Source organism: Pseudomonas sp. MF5691 (assembly GCF_016405645.1).
Taxonomy (GTDB): domain Bacteria; phylum Pseudomonadota; class Gammaproteobacteria; order Pseudomonadales; family Pseudomonadaceae; genus Aquipseudomonas; species Aquipseudomonas shahriarae.
The window spans coordinates 18,391-36,162 of record NZ_JAEKDC010000012.1 but is presented as its reverse complement, the minus strand read 5'-3'; the positions used below and the strand labels follow the sequence as shown (position 1 = coordinate 36,162).

The 17,772-nt window shown below is 62.0% G+C and carries 17 protein-coding genes; 7 read left to right on the top strand and 10 right to left on the bottom strand.

The genetic code is table 11. From position 1 onward, the window contains the following. Nucleotides 1–16: 16 nt before the first annotated feature. The 4 genes from JFT44_RS17815 to JFT44_RS17800 form a co-directional block, all read right to left on the bottom strand. Nucleotides 17–1,462: a SulP family inorganic anion transporter gene (locus JFT44_RS17815; protein WP_057960617.1), complete on the bottom strand. Its 1,446-nt coding sequence runs from the start codon at nt 1,460–1,462 to the stop codon at nt 17–19. A 76-nt stretch (nt 1,463–1,538) separates the two neighbouring features. Next, nucleotides 1,539–2,435 (bottom strand): LysR family transcriptional regulator, encoded by an 897-nt coding sequence (locus tag JFT44_RS17810; protein ID WP_057960618.1) that lies wholly within the window; start codon nt 2,433–2,435, stop codon nt 1,539–1,541. Between the two features lie 41 nt (nt 2,436–2,476). Beyond that, the gene (locus tag JFT44_RS17805) at nt 2,477–3,067 is read right to left on the bottom strand and encodes an NAD(P)H-dependent oxidoreductase (RefSeq protein ID WP_115127335.1); all 591 of its coding nucleotides are present in this window, start codon (nt 3,065–3,067) and stop codon (nt 2,477–2,479) included. A 123-nt stretch (nt 3,068–3,190) separates the two neighbouring features. Continuing rightward, a complete protein-coding gene (locus JFT44_RS17800) occupies nt 3,191–3,955 on the bottom strand; it encodes a sulfite exporter TauE/SafE family protein (RefSeq protein WP_198830973.1) in 765 nt (254 codons plus the stop codon). A 191-nt stretch (nt 3,956–4,146) separates the two neighbouring features. On the opposite strand from JFT44_RS17800, the gene JFT44_RS17795 reads away from it, so the two are divergent. Next, nucleotides 4,147–5,043, top strand: coding sequence for a LysR substrate-binding domain-containing protein (locus JFT44_RS17795; RefSeq protein WP_057960621.1), 897 nt, complete (start codon nt 4,147–4,149; stop codon nt 5,041–5,043). Here JFT44_RS17795 and JFT44_RS17790 read toward each other — a convergent pair. Together JFT44_RS17790 and kynU are read right to left on the bottom strand one after the other, a co-directional pair. Then, nucleotides 4,989–6,395 carry an amino acid permease gene (locus JFT44_RS17790; protein WP_057439312.1) on the bottom strand — a complete coding sequence of 469 codons (1,407 nt, stop codon included), beginning with the start codon at nt 6,393–6,395 and terminating at the stop codon, nt 4,989–4,991. The genes JFT44_RS17795 and JFT44_RS17790 overlap by 55 nt on opposite strands. Nucleotides 6,396–6,573: 178 nt before the next feature. After that, a complete protein-coding gene (gene kynU, locus JFT44_RS17785) occupies nt 6,574–7,824 on the bottom strand; it encodes a kynureninase (protein WP_169989847.1) in 1,251 nt (416 codons plus the stop codon). A 143-nt stretch (nt 7,825–7,967) separates the two neighbouring features. Here kynU and JFT44_RS17780 point away from each other — a divergent pair, with 143 nt between their 5' ends. Further along, on the top strand, nt 7,968–8,441 hold the full coding sequence (locus JFT44_RS17780) for an Lrp/AsnC family transcriptional regulator (RefSeq protein ID WP_029299899.1): 474 nt from the start codon (nt 7,968–7,970) through the stop codon (nt 8,439–8,441). Between the two features lie 153 nt (nt 8,442–8,594). On the opposite strand, the gene catA is transcribed toward JFT44_RS17780, so the two are convergent. From catA to JFT44_RS17765, 3 genes are read right to left on the bottom strand one after another with little or no spacing between them, the layout of a single operon-like run. Next, nucleotides 8,595–9,524 carry a catechol 1,2-dioxygenase gene (gene catA / locus JFT44_RS17775; protein WP_057439314.1) on the bottom strand — a complete coding sequence of 310 codons (930 nt, stop codon included), beginning with the start codon at nt 9,522–9,524 and terminating at the stop codon, nt 8,595–8,597. Between the two features lie 42 nt (nt 9,525–9,566). Next, nucleotides 9,567–9,857 (bottom strand): muconolactone Delta-isomerase, encoded by a 291-nt coding sequence (gene catC / locus JFT44_RS17770; RefSeq protein ID WP_029299901.1) that lies wholly within the window; start codon nt 9,855–9,857, stop codon nt 9,567–9,569. A 13-nt stretch (nt 9,858–9,870) separates the two neighbouring features. Next, nucleotides 9,871–10,998, bottom strand: a complete 1,128-nt coding sequence (locus JFT44_RS17765; protein WP_057439315.1) for a muconate cycloisomerase family protein — start codon at nt 10,996–10,998, stop codon at nt 9,871–9,873. A gap of 114 nt (nt 10,999–11,112) precedes the next feature. On the opposite strand from JFT44_RS17765, the gene JFT44_RS17760 reads away from it, so the two are divergent. Next, on the top strand, nt 11,113–11,988 hold the full coding sequence (locus tag JFT44_RS17760) for a LysR family transcriptional regulator (protein WP_057960624.1): 876 nt from the start codon (nt 11,113–11,115) through the stop codon (nt 11,986–11,988). A 44-nt stretch (nt 11,989–12,032) separates the two neighbouring features. On the opposite strand, the gene JFT44_RS17755 is transcribed toward JFT44_RS17760, so the two are convergent. After that, complete coding sequence (locus JFT44_RS17755) at nt 12,033–13,034, bottom strand: helix-turn-helix domain-containing protein (RefSeq protein ID WP_057439316.1); 1,002 nt, start codon at nt 13,032–13,034, stop codon at nt 12,033–12,035. Between the two features lie 309 nt (nt 13,035–13,343). Here JFT44_RS17755 and antA point away from each other — a divergent pair, with 309 nt between their 5' ends. From antA to JFT44_RS17735, 4 genes are all read left to right on the top strand, one after another. Further along, nucleotides 13,344–14,735 (top strand): anthranilate 1,2-dioxygenase large subunit, encoded by a 1,392-nt coding sequence (gene antA / locus JFT44_RS17750; protein WP_057960625.1) that lies wholly within the window; start codon nt 13,344–13,346, stop codon nt 14,733–14,735. Beyond that, nucleotides 14,735–15,226, top strand: coding sequence for an anthranilate 1,2-dioxygenase small subunit (gene antB, locus JFT44_RS17745; protein ID WP_128593733.1), 492 nt, complete (start codon nt 14,735–14,737; stop codon nt 15,224–15,226). Before antA ends, antB begins: the two co-directional genes overlap by 1 nt. Before the next feature lie 63 nt (nt 15,227–15,289). Next, nucleotides 15,290–16,297 carry an anthranilate 1,2-dioxygenase electron transfer component AntC gene (gene antC / locus JFT44_RS17740; RefSeq protein WP_057960626.1) on the top strand — a complete coding sequence of 336 codons (1,008 nt, stop codon included), beginning with the start codon at nt 15,290–15,292 and terminating at the stop codon, nt 16,295–16,297. A 71-nt stretch (nt 16,298–16,368) separates the two neighbouring features. Continuing rightward, nucleotides 16,369–17,772, top strand: coding sequence for an amino acid permease (locus tag JFT44_RS17735; RefSeq protein ID WP_057439319.1), 1,404 nt, complete (start codon nt 16,369–16,371; stop codon nt 17,770–17,772).

Below are 17,772 nucleotides of genomic sequence, written 5' to 3'. Positions count from 1 at the left end.
GCCTACACCAGCAGGATCAGTCGTGCTGCACTCGCGCGCGCTTGAGCAGCTTCTTGCAGCGCTCCGACAAATGCAGCACCCGCAGGTGCTTGCCGGCCTTGCTGTAGCGTTCGCGCAGGGTCATCAGCGCGGCAATCGCTGAATAGTCGACAAAACTCAGGTGACGGCAATCCAGCGTTACCTGGGCCGGATCGTTGGCCGGGTCGAACTGGTTCAGAAAGGGTGTGGTCGAGGCAAAGAACAGGGTGCCGTGCAGCCGGTAGAGCTTGCTGCCATCGGCCTCCAGATGTTCATCGGCGTACAACTCCCGCGCCTGCTGCCAGGCAAAGTTGAGCGCGGCAATCACAATCCCGCACAGCACCGCCGTGGCCAGGTCGGTGAACACCGTGATCACCGTCACCGCGATGATCACCAGCACATCATTGAGCGGCACTTTGTTGATCACCCGCAGCGACGCCCAGGCAAAGGTCTGCTGGGACACCACAAACATCACCCCCACCAGCGCCGCCAGGGGAATGCGCTCGATCAGCGGCGATAGGAACAAAATAAACAGCAGGATCATCACCCCGGCAAACACCCCGGAGAAACGCCCGCGCCCGCCCGAGCTGAGGTTGATCACCGTCTGCCCGATCATCGCGCAGCCGCCCATGCCGCCAAACACCCCGCTGACCATATTCGCCGCGCCCAGGGCCACGCTTTCGCGGTCGGGGTAACCACGGGTCTCGGTGATTTCGTCGGTGAGGTTGAGGGTCAACAGGGTTTCCAGCAGCCCGACCATGGCCATCAGGAAAGCGTAAGGCGCGATGATGCCCAGGGTTTCCAGGGTCCAGGGGATCTGCGGCAGGGCAAAAGTCGGCAGGCCGCCGGCGATATGGGCCATATCGCCCAGCGTGCGGGTGGGCAAGCCCAGCAGGTACACCGCCAGCCCCACACCTAGAATCGCCACCAGCGCCGGCGGCACCGCGCGGGTCAGGCGGGGCAGCAGGTAGACGATGGCCATGGTCGCCACCACCAACCCCGTCATCACATACAACGGCGTGCCGCTGAGCCAGGTCTCACCGCTCTTGAAATGCTCCAGTTGCGCCAGGGCGATGATGATCGCCAGGCCGTTGACGAAACCGAGCATCACCGGGTGCGGCACCATGCGCACCAGCTTGCCCAGGCGCAGCAGGCCGAAGGCAATCATGATCAGGCCGCCGAGCAACACCGTCGCCAGCAGGTACTCCACGCCGTGTTGCACCACCAGCGCGACGATCACCACCGCCATCGACCCCGCCGCCCCCGAGACCATCCCCGGCCGGCCGCCGAACAACGCGGTCAGGGTGCAGATGATAAAGGCGCCATACAGGCCCATCAGCGGGTTGAGGTGGGCCACCAGGGCAAAGGCGATGCATTCGGGCAGCAAGGCAAAAGACGTGGTGAGTCCGGCCAGGGCGTCAGCGCGCAGACGAGAGAGTTTCATAGGTTTACCGGGGGCGTTGCAGGAAATGAGGGGGCGATGGTACGGAAAACCACCACCCGGGACCAGTAGGAGCCGGTCAACAGGCGTAGCGCGCGAGCTTTGCCTGGATAAAGTCCAAAAAGCACTGGATACGCAGGGCCAACTGCGAGTTGCGGTAATACACCGCGTTGATCGGTTGGCGATAACCACTGTTGAACGGCGCCAGGATCGACTGCAGGCGGCCGGCGTTGATGTCTTCGATGGTCATGAAGTGCGACAGGCAGGCAATCCCCTGCCCCTCCAACGCCAGTTGGCGCAGGGTTTCCCCGCTGGACGCGGCAATGCCCGGCTCGATCTGCCAGCGGTCGCCCTGCACATGGCGCAACGGCCAGTGGTTGAGGGTTTCGGTCTGGGTAAAGCCGAGCAAGGTGTGATTGGCCAGGTCCGCCACTGTGGTTGGCGTGCCGTGCTGCTCAAGGTACGCCGGGCTGGCGAGGATATGCAGCGGGCTGCAGCCCAGGGAGCGAGCATGCAGGGTCGAGTCCGCCAGGGCACCGATGCGGATAGCAATGTCGGTGCTCTGTTCCAGCAAGTCGATGATCAGGTCGTTGCTGTTGAGCTCCAGCTGGATATCCGGGTACAGACGGCGGAACTCGGCGACGTACGGCACGATGGCATGCAGCATGAACGGCGAGGCGGCGTTGATCCGCAAGCGCCCGGACGGGGTTTTCTGCCGTGACGACAGGCGCTCTTCCAGCTCGTCCATCTGCTCCAGGATCAGCTTGGCCTGCTCGAAGAAGTACTTGCCCTCTTCGGTCAGGTCCATGCGCCGCGTGGTGCGGTTGATCAGGGTGGTGTCGAGCTTGGCTTCGAGCCGCGACAAAGTGCGGCTGACCGCCGAAGGCGTCTGCCCGACTTGTTCGGCGGCAGCGGAAATCGAACCGCATTCAATCACGCAGACGAAGATCTGGAGCTCATCGGATCGGGCTTTCAACGTGAATCCTCGTGAATACGGCTGCGTGGATACTAGCCGTATTACAGCGTCAGGTTAAACACCTGGGCCAGATGCTGCTCATAGCGCAGCACATCAGCCTCGATGGAGGGGCGCTTCATCACGTCCACACACAGGAACGTCGGCAGACCACTCATACCGAGGAACTGGTTGGCCTTGTGGAACGGGAAGTACACCGCATCCACGCCCTTGGCTTCGAAGAAGTCGCTCGGGTCATCGAATGCTGCCTGTGGTGCATTCCAGGTCAGCGACAACATGTACTGCTTGCCCTGGATCAGGCCGCCGCTGCCGTACTTCTGCGACGCGTCGGAACGGGTGCGGCCATCGCTGGCGTACAGGCTGCCGTGGCCTTCGGTGAAGACTTCGTCGATGTACTTCTTGACGATCCATGGGGCGCCCATCCACCAGCCGGGCATCTGGTAGATGATCACGTCGGCCCAGAGGAACTTGGCGACTTCTTCGGCCACGTCGTAGCCGGCGTCGATATGGGTGACTTTCACGTCAAGCCCACCCCGGTCCAGCACGGCCAGCGCCGCATCATGCAGGGTGTTGTTGTAGCGGCCATCGGAGTGGGCGAATTTCTTGCCGCCGTTGAGCAACAGAACTTTTTTCATGGGGTTGTACCTGAAGGTTGAAAATGGATGAGCGCAGGCTACGGGCAACCCCTCGGGTGAGTAAGCCACGGACCGGCAAAACACTTTTGACCCTCAGGCACGAGTAACCATCTGATTATTGCGTCAACCACCCATCAGCAGGTGCCCGCCCAGGGCCGCCATGCCCATAAAAAACACGCGCTTGAACAGCACAGCACTGATGCACTGGCGCAGCTTTTGCCCCAGCCACATGCCCAGCAGCGCCGGCACCAACGCCAGCAGCGAGGCATTCAGTTCGCCGGCACCGAGATTGCCGCGCCAGAACAGCCCGGCGGCCAGGGCCAGGGTGGACACGCTGAAGGACAGGCCCAGCGCCTGCACCAGTTGGTCACGGTGCAAGCCCAGTGCTTGCAAGTAGGGCACGGCCGGGATCACGAAGACGCCGGTGGCCGAAGTGACGATCCCCGTCAGCAGACCACACAGCGGGCCCAGCCAACGCTCGCTGCCGGCGGGCACCCGCAACGTCGGCAGCAACAGCCCGCACAGCGCATACACCAGCAACGCCCCGCCCAAGGCCCGCACCACCCAGGGACCGCCGTCCATGCCCAGCCACAGCGAACCGAGCCCGGTCCCCAGAAAAATCAGCAGCAGCATGGGCCACAGGCGTTTGCTCAGTGCGCCCAAGTGCCCACCGAAGCTCAGTTGCCAGAGGTTGGTGATGGTCGAAGGAATGATCAGCAGGGCCGCAGCCTGCGCCGGCAACATAGCCAGACCGAGCAGGCCCATGGCGACGGTGGGCAGGCCCAGGCCAATCACGCCCTTGACGGTGCCGGCCAGCAGGAAGGTGCCGATCACCAGTAGGGTCAGGGCTGGGCCGAGGTGTTGGTAGAACGCGAGGAAGGTTGTCATGGGGGGGAGTTTGCGGGTTTGGCGTGGGGTTGGAAATTCGCCATATACTGAGGCAGCCTCTTGTTTTGCGTGAGGCTGAGACCGCTATCGCAGGCAAGCCAGCTCCCACATTCTGAATGTGATCACCCCTCCAAATGTGGGAGCTGGCTTGCCTGCGATAAGGCCCGTCCAGGCACCCGAGAACCCCGGCCATGCACTTTGACCTGATCGACCTGCGCCTCTACCTGCACATCCTCGACACCGGCAACATCACCGCCGGCGCCGCCCGCAGCCACCTATCCCTGGCCGCCGCCAGTGCGCGCATTCGCGCAATGGAGGCTTCACTGGGCGTCGAGTTCCTGCAGCGCGGCCGCCGAGGCGTGACCCCGACGGCCGCCGGCAACGCCCTGGCCCGCCACGCACGCCTGCTGTTGCAACAGGCCGAACGTCTGCAACAGGAGCTGGCGGAGTACGCCAACGGCGTCAAAGGCCAGGTGCGCCTGCTGTGCAACACCACCGCCCTCAGCGAATACCTGCCGGAGTTGCTGGCGGATTTTCTCTGCACCCACCCCAACCTCGATATCGACCTGCAGGAACTGCCCAGCCTGCGCATCACCCATGCCTTGCGCCAGGGCGCGGCGGACCTGGGGATTATTTCCGATGCAGTGGACAGCCACGGCTTGCAGACCCGGCCGTTTCGCGACGACCCGTTGGTGCTGATCCTGCCGACAGGCCACCCACTGACGGCCGGCGCAGTGAGTTTTATCGACAGCCTGCCCTACGACTATGTAGGCCTGGCCGCCGACAGCGCGTTGGCGGTGTACCTGGAGGAACAGGCGCTGCACGCGGGTTTTCGCTTGCAGACCCGGGTGCGGGCCGATGGCTTTGATGGGGTGATGCGCATGGTCGCCCGTGGCGCGGGCCTGGGAATCGTGCCGCTGGCCGCGTTACAACGCTGGCCCCACGCGCAGCCATTCCAGGCCCAGCCGCTGACGGAAGACTGGGCCTGTCGCAGACTGCTGTTGTGCGCGCGTTCGTTCGAGCAATTGCCGGCTTACGCCAAGGCCTTGCTCGATGCCTTGTCCGTGCCTTTACGGAAAAACACGTAATACACCACCGAGAGAATCAGCAGGAACGGCACGCCAAACACCAGGGTCATCTTGAACGCCTCGGTGAAGTACGTGGTGATCATCACCGCGCCCATCAGCACCAGCCCCAGCAGCGTGCTGTAGGGAAACAGCCGCAGTTGGAAGGACAACTTCGGCCCGCCGTGGCGCTTGCGGTAGCGGCGGAAGAACAGGTGCGTGAGGAAGATCATGAACCAGGTGAAGATCGCGCCAAACATCGAGATGGCCATCATCAAGGTGAAGGAGCTTTCCGGGTACACCACGTTGAGCAGGGTCGCCAAGGCGATGCCCGAACTGGACAGCAACAGGGCATTGAGCGGGATCCCGCTCTTGCTCAGGGCGCCCATGGATTTTGGCGCAAAGCCGGCGCGGGACAGGCTGAACATCATGCGCGTGGTGATGTAGAGCTGGCTGTTCATGGCCGACAGCGCGGCAATCAGGATCACGAAGTTCATCACCCCGGTGGCGCCGGGAATGCCGATGGTCTGCATCACCGTGACAAACGGGCTCTGGCTCTGCCCGGATTGGTTCCACGGCACGATGGCCAGCATCAGCGCCAGGGTCAGCAGGTAGAACACCACCAGCCGCACAATCGTCGCGCGGAAGGCTTTTTTCACCGCCTGCTCCGGGTCGGCCGCTTCACCCGCCGCCACCGCGATCATCTCCACGCTCAGGTAGCTGAAGATCGACACAATCACCGCGATCCACATGCCACTCAGGCCATTGGGGAAAAACCCGCCGTGGGCCGTGTAGTTCTGCACCCCGTAATCCGGGTTGCCAGAGCCGAACACCACATACACCGCGAGGATGATAAAGCCGACAATCGCGCTGATCTTGATCGTCGAAAACCAGTATTCGAAGTTGCCGAAGGTCTTGACGCTGATGGCGTTAAGCACGATCAGCACGCTGGAGAACGAGACGATCCACACCCATTCCGGCACGTTGGCGAACCAGTACTTCATGTACATCGCCACCGCGGTGACCTCGGCGCCCACAGCCAGCACAATCGCCGCCCAATAGGCATAGCGCACCAGGAACCCGGCCAGGGGGCTGATATAGAACTCGGCATAGGCGCCAAAAGAGCCGGAGGTGGAATGGGCCACCGTCATTTCCGCCAGGCAGCCCATCAACAGCAGGGTGATCAACGCGCCGATGGCGTAGCTGACCAGCACGCTGGGCCCGGCATAGCCGATGGCATAGGCGCTGCCCATAAACAGCCCGGTGCCAATGGCGCCACCGATGGCGATCATGCTCATCTGCCCGGAAGTGAGCTGGCGCCGCAGGCCCAGTTCGCGGTTGGTGATTGCTGCAAAGCCGTTGTCTGGCGTGGTCACGTGCGTGCCCCTTTATTATTGTGATTGCACTTTTTTGGCCGATATCCATCTCGATGGGAACACTGTCCCCCTGTGGGAGCGGGCTTGCTCGCGATAGCGGTGGGTCAGTCACCAGATTCTTTGACTGACCCACCGCTATCGCGAGCAAGCCCGCTCCCACATTGGGTTCGGTGTTTACTCAGGTGACACTGTGGCGCACTTTGAATTGCGGCTGGTCCCAGGATTTCTCATCGAGGATTTCGCCAAGGATTTCTACCGCATCCCACACCTCGGTGAAGCTGGTGTATAGCGGGGTGAAGCCAAAGCGCATGATCTTCGGCTCACGGTAATCACCGATCACGCCACGGGCGATCAGGGCCTGGACGATGGCGTAGCCTTCGGGGTGTTCAAAGCTCACATGACTGCCGCGCTTGGCATGCTCGAGCGGGGTGATCAACGTCAGGTCATGGGCCGCGCAGCGGCTTTGTACCAGCTCGATAAACAGGTCGGTGAGCGCCAGGGATTTGCGGCGCAGGCTGGCCATGTCGGTCTGGGCGAAGATATCCAGCCCGCACTCGACCATCGCCAGCGAGGTGATCGGCTGGGTGCCGCACAGGTAGCGGGTGATGCCCTTGCCGGCCACGTAGTTGGACTCCATGGCGAACTGGCGGCTATGGCCGAACCAGCCCGACAACGGCTGCGTCACCAACTCCACCAGCGCCGGGTTGACCCAGACAAACGCCTGGGAACCTGGGCCGCCGTTGAGGTATTTGTAGGTGCAGCCAATGGCGTAGTCGGCGCCGGCCTGGTGCAGGTCAATCGGCACCGCGCCCGCCGAGTGCGCCAGGTCCCAGATCGCCAGCGCGCCGCACTCATGGCTCAGGGCGGTCAGCGCTTGCATGTCGTGCATGTAGCCGGTCTTGTAGTTGACGTGGGTGATCATCACCACGGCAGTGTCCTGGTCGATGGCCGCCGGCAGTTCGTCGGGGCTGTTCACCAGGCGCAGGCTGTAGCCCTGTTGCAGCAGCGCCGCCAGGCCTTCGGCGATGTACAGGTCGGTGGGGAAGTTGCTTGCCTCGCTGACAATCACCTTGCGCTGCGGCTGGCGTTGGCGCTGCACGCTCAAGGCGGCGCTGAGCACCTTGAACAGGTTGATCGAGGTGGTATCGGTAATCACCACTTCAGCCTCACCCGCGCCGATCAGCGGCGCCAGGCGGTTGCCCAGGCGCTGGGACAGGTCGGCCCAGCCGGCGCTGTTCCAGCTGCGGATCAACCCATTGCCCCACTCCTCGGCAATCACCGCTTGTGCCCGCGCAAGCGCCGCCACCGGACGTGCGCCGAGGGAGTTGCCATCGAGGTAGATCACCCCTTCCGGCAGGGCGAATTGATCGCGCAGGGGCGCCAGCGGGTCTTGGGCGTCGAGGGTCTGGCAATGAGTTCGGCTGGTCATGGAAAGTCCTGTTTTTATAGATGACGATGGACCAAATAATGAACGAAGATTTGCAGAATTTTCGTGCAAAGTGCGCTACAACTGGCTTAATAAGCTGTAGGAAATTCGAATTTAACCTCTAAATACGCGGATTAATTCTAAGCATGATTCTCGACGCCACCGACCTGCGCCTCCTGCATTTCCTGCAACAGGATGGCCGTATCAGCAACCAGGAACTGGCGGAGAAAGTCGCCCTGTCGCCGTCCGCCTGCCTGCGCCGCTTGCGCCTGCTGGAGAGTGAGGGGGTGATCAGCGGGTATCGCGCGGTGCTCAATGCCGAGCAATTGGGGATCGAGCTGGAAGCCATCGTCCACCTGTCGTTGCGCCAGGACATGGAGGACTGGCACGAGACCTTTATCAAGAAGGTCCAGGGCTGGCCGGAAGTGGCCAGTGCCTATGTGATCACCGGCGCCAGCAACTACGTGCTGCGGGTGCAGGCGCGCAACCTCAAGCACTTTTCCGACTTTATCGTGAACCACCTCAACCGCACGGCGGGGGTGATGGATATCCGTTCGGAGATCGTGTTGCAGAAGATCAAGGACCGGGATGAGGTGCTGGACCTGGTCGTACGCAAATAGGCAAAGCACTGCTGATCAACTGTGGGCGCTGGCTTTTGTGGGAGCCGGGCTTGCCCGCGATACAGACCCCTCGGTTTATCTGCACTACCGAGGCGAGGCTATCGCAGGCAAGCCAGCTCCCACAAAAGCCAGCGCCCACATTTTTGACCGTATTCAGTCTTCGAGGGCGCGCACGCGTTGCATGCGTTTTTGCTCGACCGGTGCCACCGCCGGCTGCAACTCGAAGTCAAAGTCGATCTGCGCAAACTTGCCCTCCACGCCAAACTCCCGCGCCAGTTGCGGGTCTTCGCTGAAGCGAATTTCGGCAATCAGCTCATCCCGAGTGGCGTAGGCAAAGTCATCATGCAGGTACGGATCATCCGACAGGTTGATCTGCGTGGTCAGGTGCCGATGCCCCGGTGCCGAGATAAAGAAGTGGATATGCGCTGGCCGCTGGCCGTGACGCCCCAGTTGATCGAGCAACTGCTGGGTCGGGCCGGTCGGTGGGCAGCCGTAGCCTGACGGCACGATGCTACGGAAACGATAATTGCCCTGGGCATCGGTCTCGATCCGGCGACGCAGGTTGAACTCCGATTGCGATGGGTCGAACCAGGAGTAAGTGCCGCCGGTATTGGCCTGCCACACATCCACAATCGCCCCGGCCAACGGCTTGCCGTTGATGTCGCGCACTTGCCCGCGCATAAACAGCGGCACGGCCGCATCCAGGCCATCGTCCAGGCGTGCTTCGTATTTGGACAGCGGCGCACCCGCCACGTACAGCGGCCCTTCGATGGTGCGCGGGGTGCCGCCGGATTTGCCGGCTTCCTCGTCGGCGGCGTCCATCAACAGGTCCAGGTAATGCTCCAGGCCCAGGCCTGCGGCCAGCAGCCCGGCTTCCTGGTTTTTGCCCAGTTCGTTGAGGTAGTTGACCGCCTTCCAGAACTCTTCCGGGGTCACTTCCAGGTCTTCGATGATATTCACCGTATCGCGCAGGATCCGGTAGATCAGCGCCTTGGCCCGTGGGTTGCCGGCGTCATTGAGGTTGCCGCTGGCTTCTTCGAGGAAGCGCTGGGCGTGGGCAGTCTGGGACAGTCGAATGGACATGGTGCAATCCTCATCTTGTAATTATTAGGGGGCTAGACAGGCTCAGCGGTCATCCTCATGGATCGACGACGGATGCCGGCACAGGGCATTCACTTCAATAGCCATGTAGGGATAGAGCGGCAGTTGCATCAGCAGGTCATGCAGTTCCTGCACGCTGTCGACATCGAACACGCTGTAGTTGGCGTACAGCCCGGCGATGCGCCACAGGTGGCGCCACTTGCCTTGCGCCTGCAGGCGTTGGGCCAGGGCTTTTTCGTCGGCCTTGAGGGCCGCTGCGCGCTCGGGGTTCATATCGACAGGCAGGTTTACGGTCATCTTTACGTGGAACAACATCGCAGGCGTCCTCTTAATGTTTGTCGCGACGGAAGAACGCCAGGCGCTCCTCATCAATGGCCAGGCCCAGGCCCGGGGCGGTCGAGACATGCAGGTGGAAATCGCGATACAGCAGCGGCTCGGTAAGAATGTCTTCGGTGAGCAGCAGCGGCCCGAACAGCTCGGTGTCCCACGCCAGTTTATTGAGGGTGAGAAACGCGTGGGCCGAGGCCAGGGTGCCGATACCGCCTTCAAGCATGGTGCCGCCATACAGGCCAATACCCGCCGCCTCGGCAATCGCCGCCGTGCGCAGTACGGCGCGCGGGCCGCCGTTTTTCGCGATCTTCAAGGCGAACACCGAGGCCGCGCCTTCGCGGGCCAGGTTGAAGGCATCTTCGACACACTCGATGGACTCGTCGGCCATGATCGGCGCCGGGCTCGAGAGGTTGAGCCGGGCCATGCCGCCACGGTTATTGCGCGAGATCGGCTGCTCGATCAGGTCGATAGCGTTATCGCCCAGCACCTTGCAAGCGCGCAGGGCCACGGCTTCGTCCCAGGCCTGGTTGACGTCGACGCGCACGCTGGCGCGCTCGCCCAGGGCTTTTTTGATCGCAATCACATGGGCCAGGTCCTGGCTGACTTCACCGGCGCCGATCTTCAACTTGAAGATGCGGTGACGGCGCAGGTCGAGCATTTTTTCGGCTTCGTCGATGTCCTTTTGCGTATTGCCGCTGGCCAACGTCCAGGCCACCGGCAGGGCATCGCGCACACGGCCGCCGAGCAGCTCGCTGACCGGCAGGTTCAGGCGCTTGCCGAGGGCATCGAGCAAGGCGCTTTCGATGCCGGACTTGGCAAAGGTGTTGCCACGGATGCTGCGCTCCAGGCGCAACATGGCGGCGTTGATGTTGCTGGCATCCTGGCCAATCAACAGCGGCGCAAAGTGTTGGTCGATATTGATTTTGATGCTGTCGGGGCTTTCGTTGCCGTAGCTCAGGCCACCGATGGTGGTGGACTCGCCGATCCCTTCGATACCGTCGGCGCACCGCACGCGGATGATCACCAGGGTCTGGTTTTGCATGGTGTGCATCGCCAGCTTGTGCGGGCGGATGGTGGGGAGATCGACGATGATGGTCTCGATCGACTCGATGGCGCAAATCGGCATGGCAATACCCGTTGGGTTCTTTATAGGTCTTGCCCGATTCTGTCGCCCATTGTTGCTGGCTTCCAATATAGAATTGGTCTCGAACAATACCCTCAAGGTATGAGAGGAATCCGTATGGAACTGCGCCACCTGCGTTATTTCCAGGTGCTGGGGGAAACCCTGAACTTCACCCGCGCCGCCGAACGCCTGCACATCGCCCAGCCGCCGTTGAGCCGGCAGATCCAGCAATTGGAAGATGAGTTGGGTGTGGTGCTGCTGGAGCGTGGCCGGCCGTTGCGGCTGACCGAGGCCGGGCGGTACTTCTATGAACACGCCAATGTGCTGCTGGAGCAGTTGGCCAAGACCTGCGACAACACCCGGCGCATCGGCCTGGGGCAGAAGACCTGGCTGGGCATCGGCTTTGCCCCCTCGACCCTGTATGGCGTGCTGCCGGAACTGATCCGCCGCCTGCGCAGCCATGACGCGCTGGAGCTGGAGCTGGGGCTGTCGGAGATGACCACCCTGCAACAGGTCGAAGCGCTCAAGGCCGGGCGCATTGATGTGGGCTTCGGGCGGATTCGCATTGATGACCCGGCCATTGTCCAGCGGGTGTTGGTCGAGGATCGGCTGGTGGCGGTGTTGCCGGCCGGGCACCCGCTGCTGGGCGCACCGGTGACCCTTGCGCAGTTGGCCGCCGAACCGCTGGTGCTGTACCCCGGCAACCCGCGCCCCAGCTATGCCGACCATGTGATCGCACTGTTCGACACCCATGGCCTGGCGATCAAGGTCGCGCAATGGACCAATGAGTTGCAGACCGCCATCGGCCTGGTCGGGGCCGGCATGGGGGTGACGCTGGTGCCGGCGTCGGTGCAGATACTGCATCGGGCGGATATCGGCTATACGCCGATTGTCGAGGTTACGGCGACCTCGCCGATCATTCTCAGCCGGCGGATCAATGATCAGTCGCCGGGGCTGGGTCATTGCCTGCAACTGGTAGAAGAACTGATCTGAAATCTCCCAGTCACCTCCAATACCCTGTGGGAGCTGCATTGTGTTCAGGCACCCCGCATGCGCCGCGCATCGTTGCGCTGCAGCGTCTGGCTGGGGGATTCGTCGAACAGCTTGCGGTACTCCGCCGAAAACCTTCCCAGGTGGGTAAAGCCCCAGCCCAGGGCGATTTCGGAGATGGTGCGGGTGGCGCCATGCTCGAGAATTTCCTGGCGCACCGCGCTCAAGCGGTACTTCTTCAAGTAGGCCATGGGCGACAGCGCGAAGTATTTGCGAAACGCATCGAACAGCTTGAACCGCGACACCCCGGTGGCCGCCTCGAGGTCTTCCAGGTGCAGCGCTTCGCGGGCGTTGGCGTGGATGTACTGGCGGGCGCGGATCAGGTAGTGGGGCAGCTTGACCCCCAGCACGTCGCGCAGTTCTTCGGAATAGTTGTTCGGCTGGGCCAGGATCAGGCCCTTGATCAGCGAGCTTTCCAGGTCGCGGGTAAACGCGGCCTGGTCATACAGTTCGCTGCTGTGCTCCAGCTCCGCGATGAAGTGCCTTGCCATACGCCACCACGCTGCCGGCGCGCCCTGCACCGCATCCATCACCGACTCAAAGCGCAGCGGCGCATCAATCGGCCGCTGCAACAAGCCCTCCAGGGTTTCGCTCATCGCCGCACGGGTGATCACCACTTGCAGCTTGCGGCAGTCGCCGGAGATCGCCAGCACCTGGTGTTCATTGGGCGAAATGATCACGCCCTGGTCGCGATTGGAACTCAGGCGCTGGCCACCCTTGCTCAGCTCCTGCTCGCCCACCAGCGGCAGGCTCAGACTGTAGCTGCTGAAGTGCTCGGCGTCTTCGATATCGATGGTCACGTCGGTGCCGTATTCGATCACCCCCAGGGTGGTGGCGCGGGACTTGAACACATTGGCACTGTGGTGGAAGCGCAGGCGCTCCGGGGTGGCGGTTTCCAGCCGGTGGGGCCCGCAGATGCCGGACATCCAGCTGCGGGCGCCTTCAAGGTCGAAACGTTCAATACGGATATCGCGTGTATGGCTACTCATCAGGGTGCACTCACGGCGGTTGTGGCCAGCGCGCTCTGACGGCGCGTCCGGTGGATCAAGGCAAGTTCTGCGCCACGTCGCGCACTTGGCCACTGGGTGGATAGTGAGCGTCGACTATGTGGATAAGAAGCCGGCTTTTTCGACAATTGCCTAGCCTGACAGTAGCGCATTCCCCGGCGTCGTTGCACGGATGTGGGTATTTGCGCCCCAACTATGCGGCCCATCTTCCCCCATTAAGCGGATAGCTGGCCGCCCCCCTGCCCGCCTCTAATGAACCACCGATTAGCTACCCAATAAAAGGTGCCTCCCATGAGTGGTGCAAGAAGCGTCGAGCAATGGAAAACGTTTATCGAAAGCTGCCTGGATTTCCGTCCGGCCGAGGGTGTGTTCCGCATCGCCCGGGACATGTTCACCGAACCTGAGCTGTTCGACCTGGAGATGGAACTGATCTTCGAAAAGAACTGGATCTACGCCTGCCACGAAAGCGAACTGGCCAATAACCACGACTTCGTAACCATGCGCGCCGGGCGCCAGCCGATGATCATCACCCGTGACGGTGAAGGCCAGCTCAACGCCCTGATCAACGCCTGCCAGCATCGCGGCACCACCCTGACCCGGGTCGGCAAGGGCAACCAGTCGACCTTTACCTGCCCGTTCCACGCCTGGTGCTACAAGAGCGACGGCCGCCTGGTGAAGGTCAAGGCGCCGGGGGAATACCCGGAAGGTTTCGACAAGGCCACCCGCGGCCTGAAGAAGGCGCGCATCGAAAGCTACAAGGGCTTTGTGTTTATCAGCCTCGACGTGCACGGCAGCAACAGCCTGCAAGACTTCCTCGGCGACTCCAAAGTGTTCTTCGACATGATGGTCGCGCAGTCCGCCACCGGCGAGCTGGAAGTGCTGCCCGGCAAGTCGGCCTACACCTACGACGGCAACTGGAAGCTGCAGAACGAAAACGGCCTGGACGGCTACCATGTCAGCACCGTGCACTATAACTACGTGGCCACGGTGCAGCATCGCCAGCAGGTCAATACGGAAAACGGCAGCGCCTCCGGCAGCACCCTGGACTACAGCAAACTCGGCGCCGGCGATGCCAATACCGATGACGGCTGGTTTGCCTTCAACAACGGCCACAGCGTGTTGTTCAGCGACATGCCCAACCCCAGCGTGCGCTCCGGCTACGCCACCATCATGCCGCGCCTGGTGGCAGAACACGGCCAGCAAAAGGCCGAGTGGATGATGCACCGCCTGCGCAACCTCAACGTGTACCCCAGCCTGTTCTTTCTCGACCAGATCAGCTCGCAACTGCGCATCATCCGCCCGGTGGCGTGGAACAAGACCGAGATCATCAGCCAGTGCCTGGGGGTCAAGCACGAGTCCGACGCCGACCGCGAAAACCGTATCCGCCAGTTTGAAGACTTTTTCAACGTGTCCGGCATGGGCACCCCGGATGACCTGGTGGAATTTCGCGAAGCCCAGCGCGGCTTCCAGGGCCGCCTGGAACGCTGGAGCGATATCTCCCGGGGCAGCCATCGCTGGGAAACCGGGCCGACGCCCAACAGCGAGGCCATCGGCATCCAACCGGCCATGACCGGTACCGAATTCACCCACGAAGGGTTGTACGTCAACCAGCACCGCAACTGGCAGACATTCCTGCTGGACGGGCTTGAGGCGCAATCGTTGAAACTGCACGAGGTGAAATGATGAACGCGCAATTGCAGTATCAGATCGAGCAGTTTTTCTACCGCAAGTCCGAGCTGTGCGACGCCCAGGACTGGGACGCCTACGTGCAGTTGTTCGACCCGCAGAGTGAGTTCCACCTGCCGCAATGGGACTCCGAGCACGTCTACACCCGCGACCCCAAGCGCGAGATGTCGCTGATCTACTACGCCAACCGCTCGGGCCTGGAAGACCGGGTGTTCCGCCTGCGCACCGGCAAGGCCGCGTCCGCCACGCCGATGCCGCGCACCTTGCACCTGATCAATAACGTACGGATTGCCGAGCAGGCTGATGGCTGCCTGGAGGTGCGGTTGAACTGGCACACGCTGTTTTATCGGCTGGCGATGTCGGAGCAGTTCTATGGCCACGCCACCTACAGCCTCAAGCCCCAAGGCGACAGTTGGCTGATCACGCGCAAGCATGCGCTGCTGCTCAACGACACCATCAACTCGGTGCTGGACTTCTATCACCTCTGACCGTGCCCCTGTGGCGAGGGGCAACCTCGCCAGTCATCAATGTATCTACGCGGAGTGCGGTGGATGAATCACAAAGTGGCCTTCAGTTTTGCCGACGGCAAAACCTTGTTCTTTCCGGTGGCCAGCAATGAAATCCTGCTGGACGCGGCGTTGCGCAACGGCATCAAGATCCCCCTGGATTGCCGCGAAGGCGTGTGCGGCACCTGCCAGGGACGCTGCGAGTCCGGCGACTACAGCCAGGACTATGTGGATGACGAGGCCCTGTCCAGCCTCGACCTGCAACAACGCAAGATGCTCAGTTGCCAGACCCGGGTCCAATCCGACGCGGCGTTTTACTTCGATTTCGACTCAAGCCTGTGCAACGCACCGGGCCCGGAACAACTCAGCGCCACGGTGTGCGAGGTGCAGCAGGTGTCGGCCAGCACCGCGATCCTGTCGGTGCAACTGGAGCGCGCCCTGGACTTTCTGCCGGGGCAATATGCGCGGCTGTCGATCCCCGGTACCGAGCATCAGCGTTCCTACTCCTTCGCCAACCGCCCGGGCAACCGCTTGCAGTTCCTGATCCGCTTGCTGCCGGACGGGGTGATGAGCAATTACGTGCGCGAGCGCTGCCAGGTCGGCGATGAAATCAAGCTGCAGGCACCGCTGGGCGCGTTTTATCTGCGACACGTCACCCAGCCCCTGGTGCTGGTGGCCGGCGGCACCGGGTTGTCGGCACTGTTGGGGATGCTCGATGAATTGGCCGAGCGCGGCTGCGAGCAACCGGTGCATCTGTACTACGGGGTGCGCGGGGCCGAGGATTTGTGCGAGGCCGAGCGCATCAAGGCGTATGCACAAACGATCCGTGGTTTTCGCTACACCGAAGTGCTCAGCGACCCATCGCCGCAGTGGTCCGGCAAGCGCGGTTATCTGACCGAACATTTCGACGTGGCCGAATTGCGGGATAGATCGGCCGATATGTACGTGTGCGGCCCCCCTCCAATGGTCGAATCCATCAAGAACTGGCTGCAAGATCAGGCACTTGATGGCGTTCAGCTGTATTACGAAAAGTTTACCGAGAGTAATATCTGACCCCTCAGCAGTGAGGGGCGGATCTGGCGTGCAGGATCAACCCTGAAAAAAACAAGTAGAAGGGAATGTTAATGGCGGATGACATGGTTAACCCGGTTGGCCTCAAGCGTGGCCTGAAAAACCGGCATATTCAGCTGATTGCCCTGGGCGGGGCGATTGGTACGGGTTTGTTCCTCGGTTCGGCCGGGGTGCTGAAATCGGCGGGGCCGTCGATGATCCTGGGCTATGCGATAGCCGGGTTTATCGCGTTCCTGATCATGCGCCAGTTGGGCGAGATGATCGTCGAGGAACCGGTCGCCGGTTCCTTCAGCCACTTCGCCCACAAGTACTGGGGCGGCTATGCCGGCTTCCTCGCCGGCTGGAACTACTGGGTGCTGTATGTACTGGTGGGCATGGCCGAGCTGACAGCGGTGGGCAAGTACATCCAGTTCTGGTGGCCTGAAGTGCCGACCTGGGTCAGCGCAGTGGTGTTCTTCGTTGCGGTGAACCTGATCAACACCCTGAACGTGAAGTTCTTCGGTGAGACCGAGTTCTGGTTCGCGATCATCAAGGTGGTGGCGATCATCGGCATGATCGTGCTCGGCTGCTACCTGCTGTTCAGCGGTACCGGTGGCCCGCAAGCCTCGATCAGCAACCTGTGGGACCACGGCGGTTTCTTCCCCAACGGCGGCATGGGCCTGCTGATGGCGATGGCGTTCATCATGTTCTCGTTCGGCGGCCTGGAGCTGGTGGGTATTACCGCCGCCGAAGCCAGCGAGCCGCGCAAGGTGATCCCCAAGGCGATCAACCAGGTGGTGTACCGGATCCTGATTTTCTACGTCGGCGCCCTGACCGTGCTGCTGTCGCTGTACCCATGGGATCAACTGCTGCAAACCCTCGGCGCGTCCGGCGATGCCTACAGTGCCAGCCCGTTCGTGCAGATCTTCTCGTTGATCGGTAACGACACCGCCGCGCACATCCTCAACTTCGTGGTGCTGACCGCGGCACTGTCCGTGTACAACAGCGGCGTGTACTGCAACAGCCGCATGCTGTTCGGCCTGGCCGAGCAAGGCGACGCGCCCAAGGCGCTGATGAAGCTCAACAAGCAAGGCGTACCGTTGCGCGCCCTGGGCATTTCGGCCCTGGTGACGTTGCTGTGCGTGGTGATCAACTACGTGGCACCCAAGGATGCACTGGTGCTGTTGTTTGCCCTGGTGGTTGCTTCGCTGATGATCAACTGGGCGCTGATCAGCCTGACGCACATCAAGTTCCGCAAGGCCATGGGCGAGCAAGGCGTGGTGCCGTCGTTCAAGACCTTCTGGTTCCCGTTCAGCAACTACCTGTGCCTGGCGTTCATGCTGGTGATCGTTGGCGTGATGCTGGCAATCCCGGACATGCGCCCATCGGTGTATGCGATGCCGGTGTGGGTGGGGATTCTCTTCCTGGCGTACTGGTTGCGCTCCAGGAAGAACAAGGCCTTGGCTGTCGCGCAATAA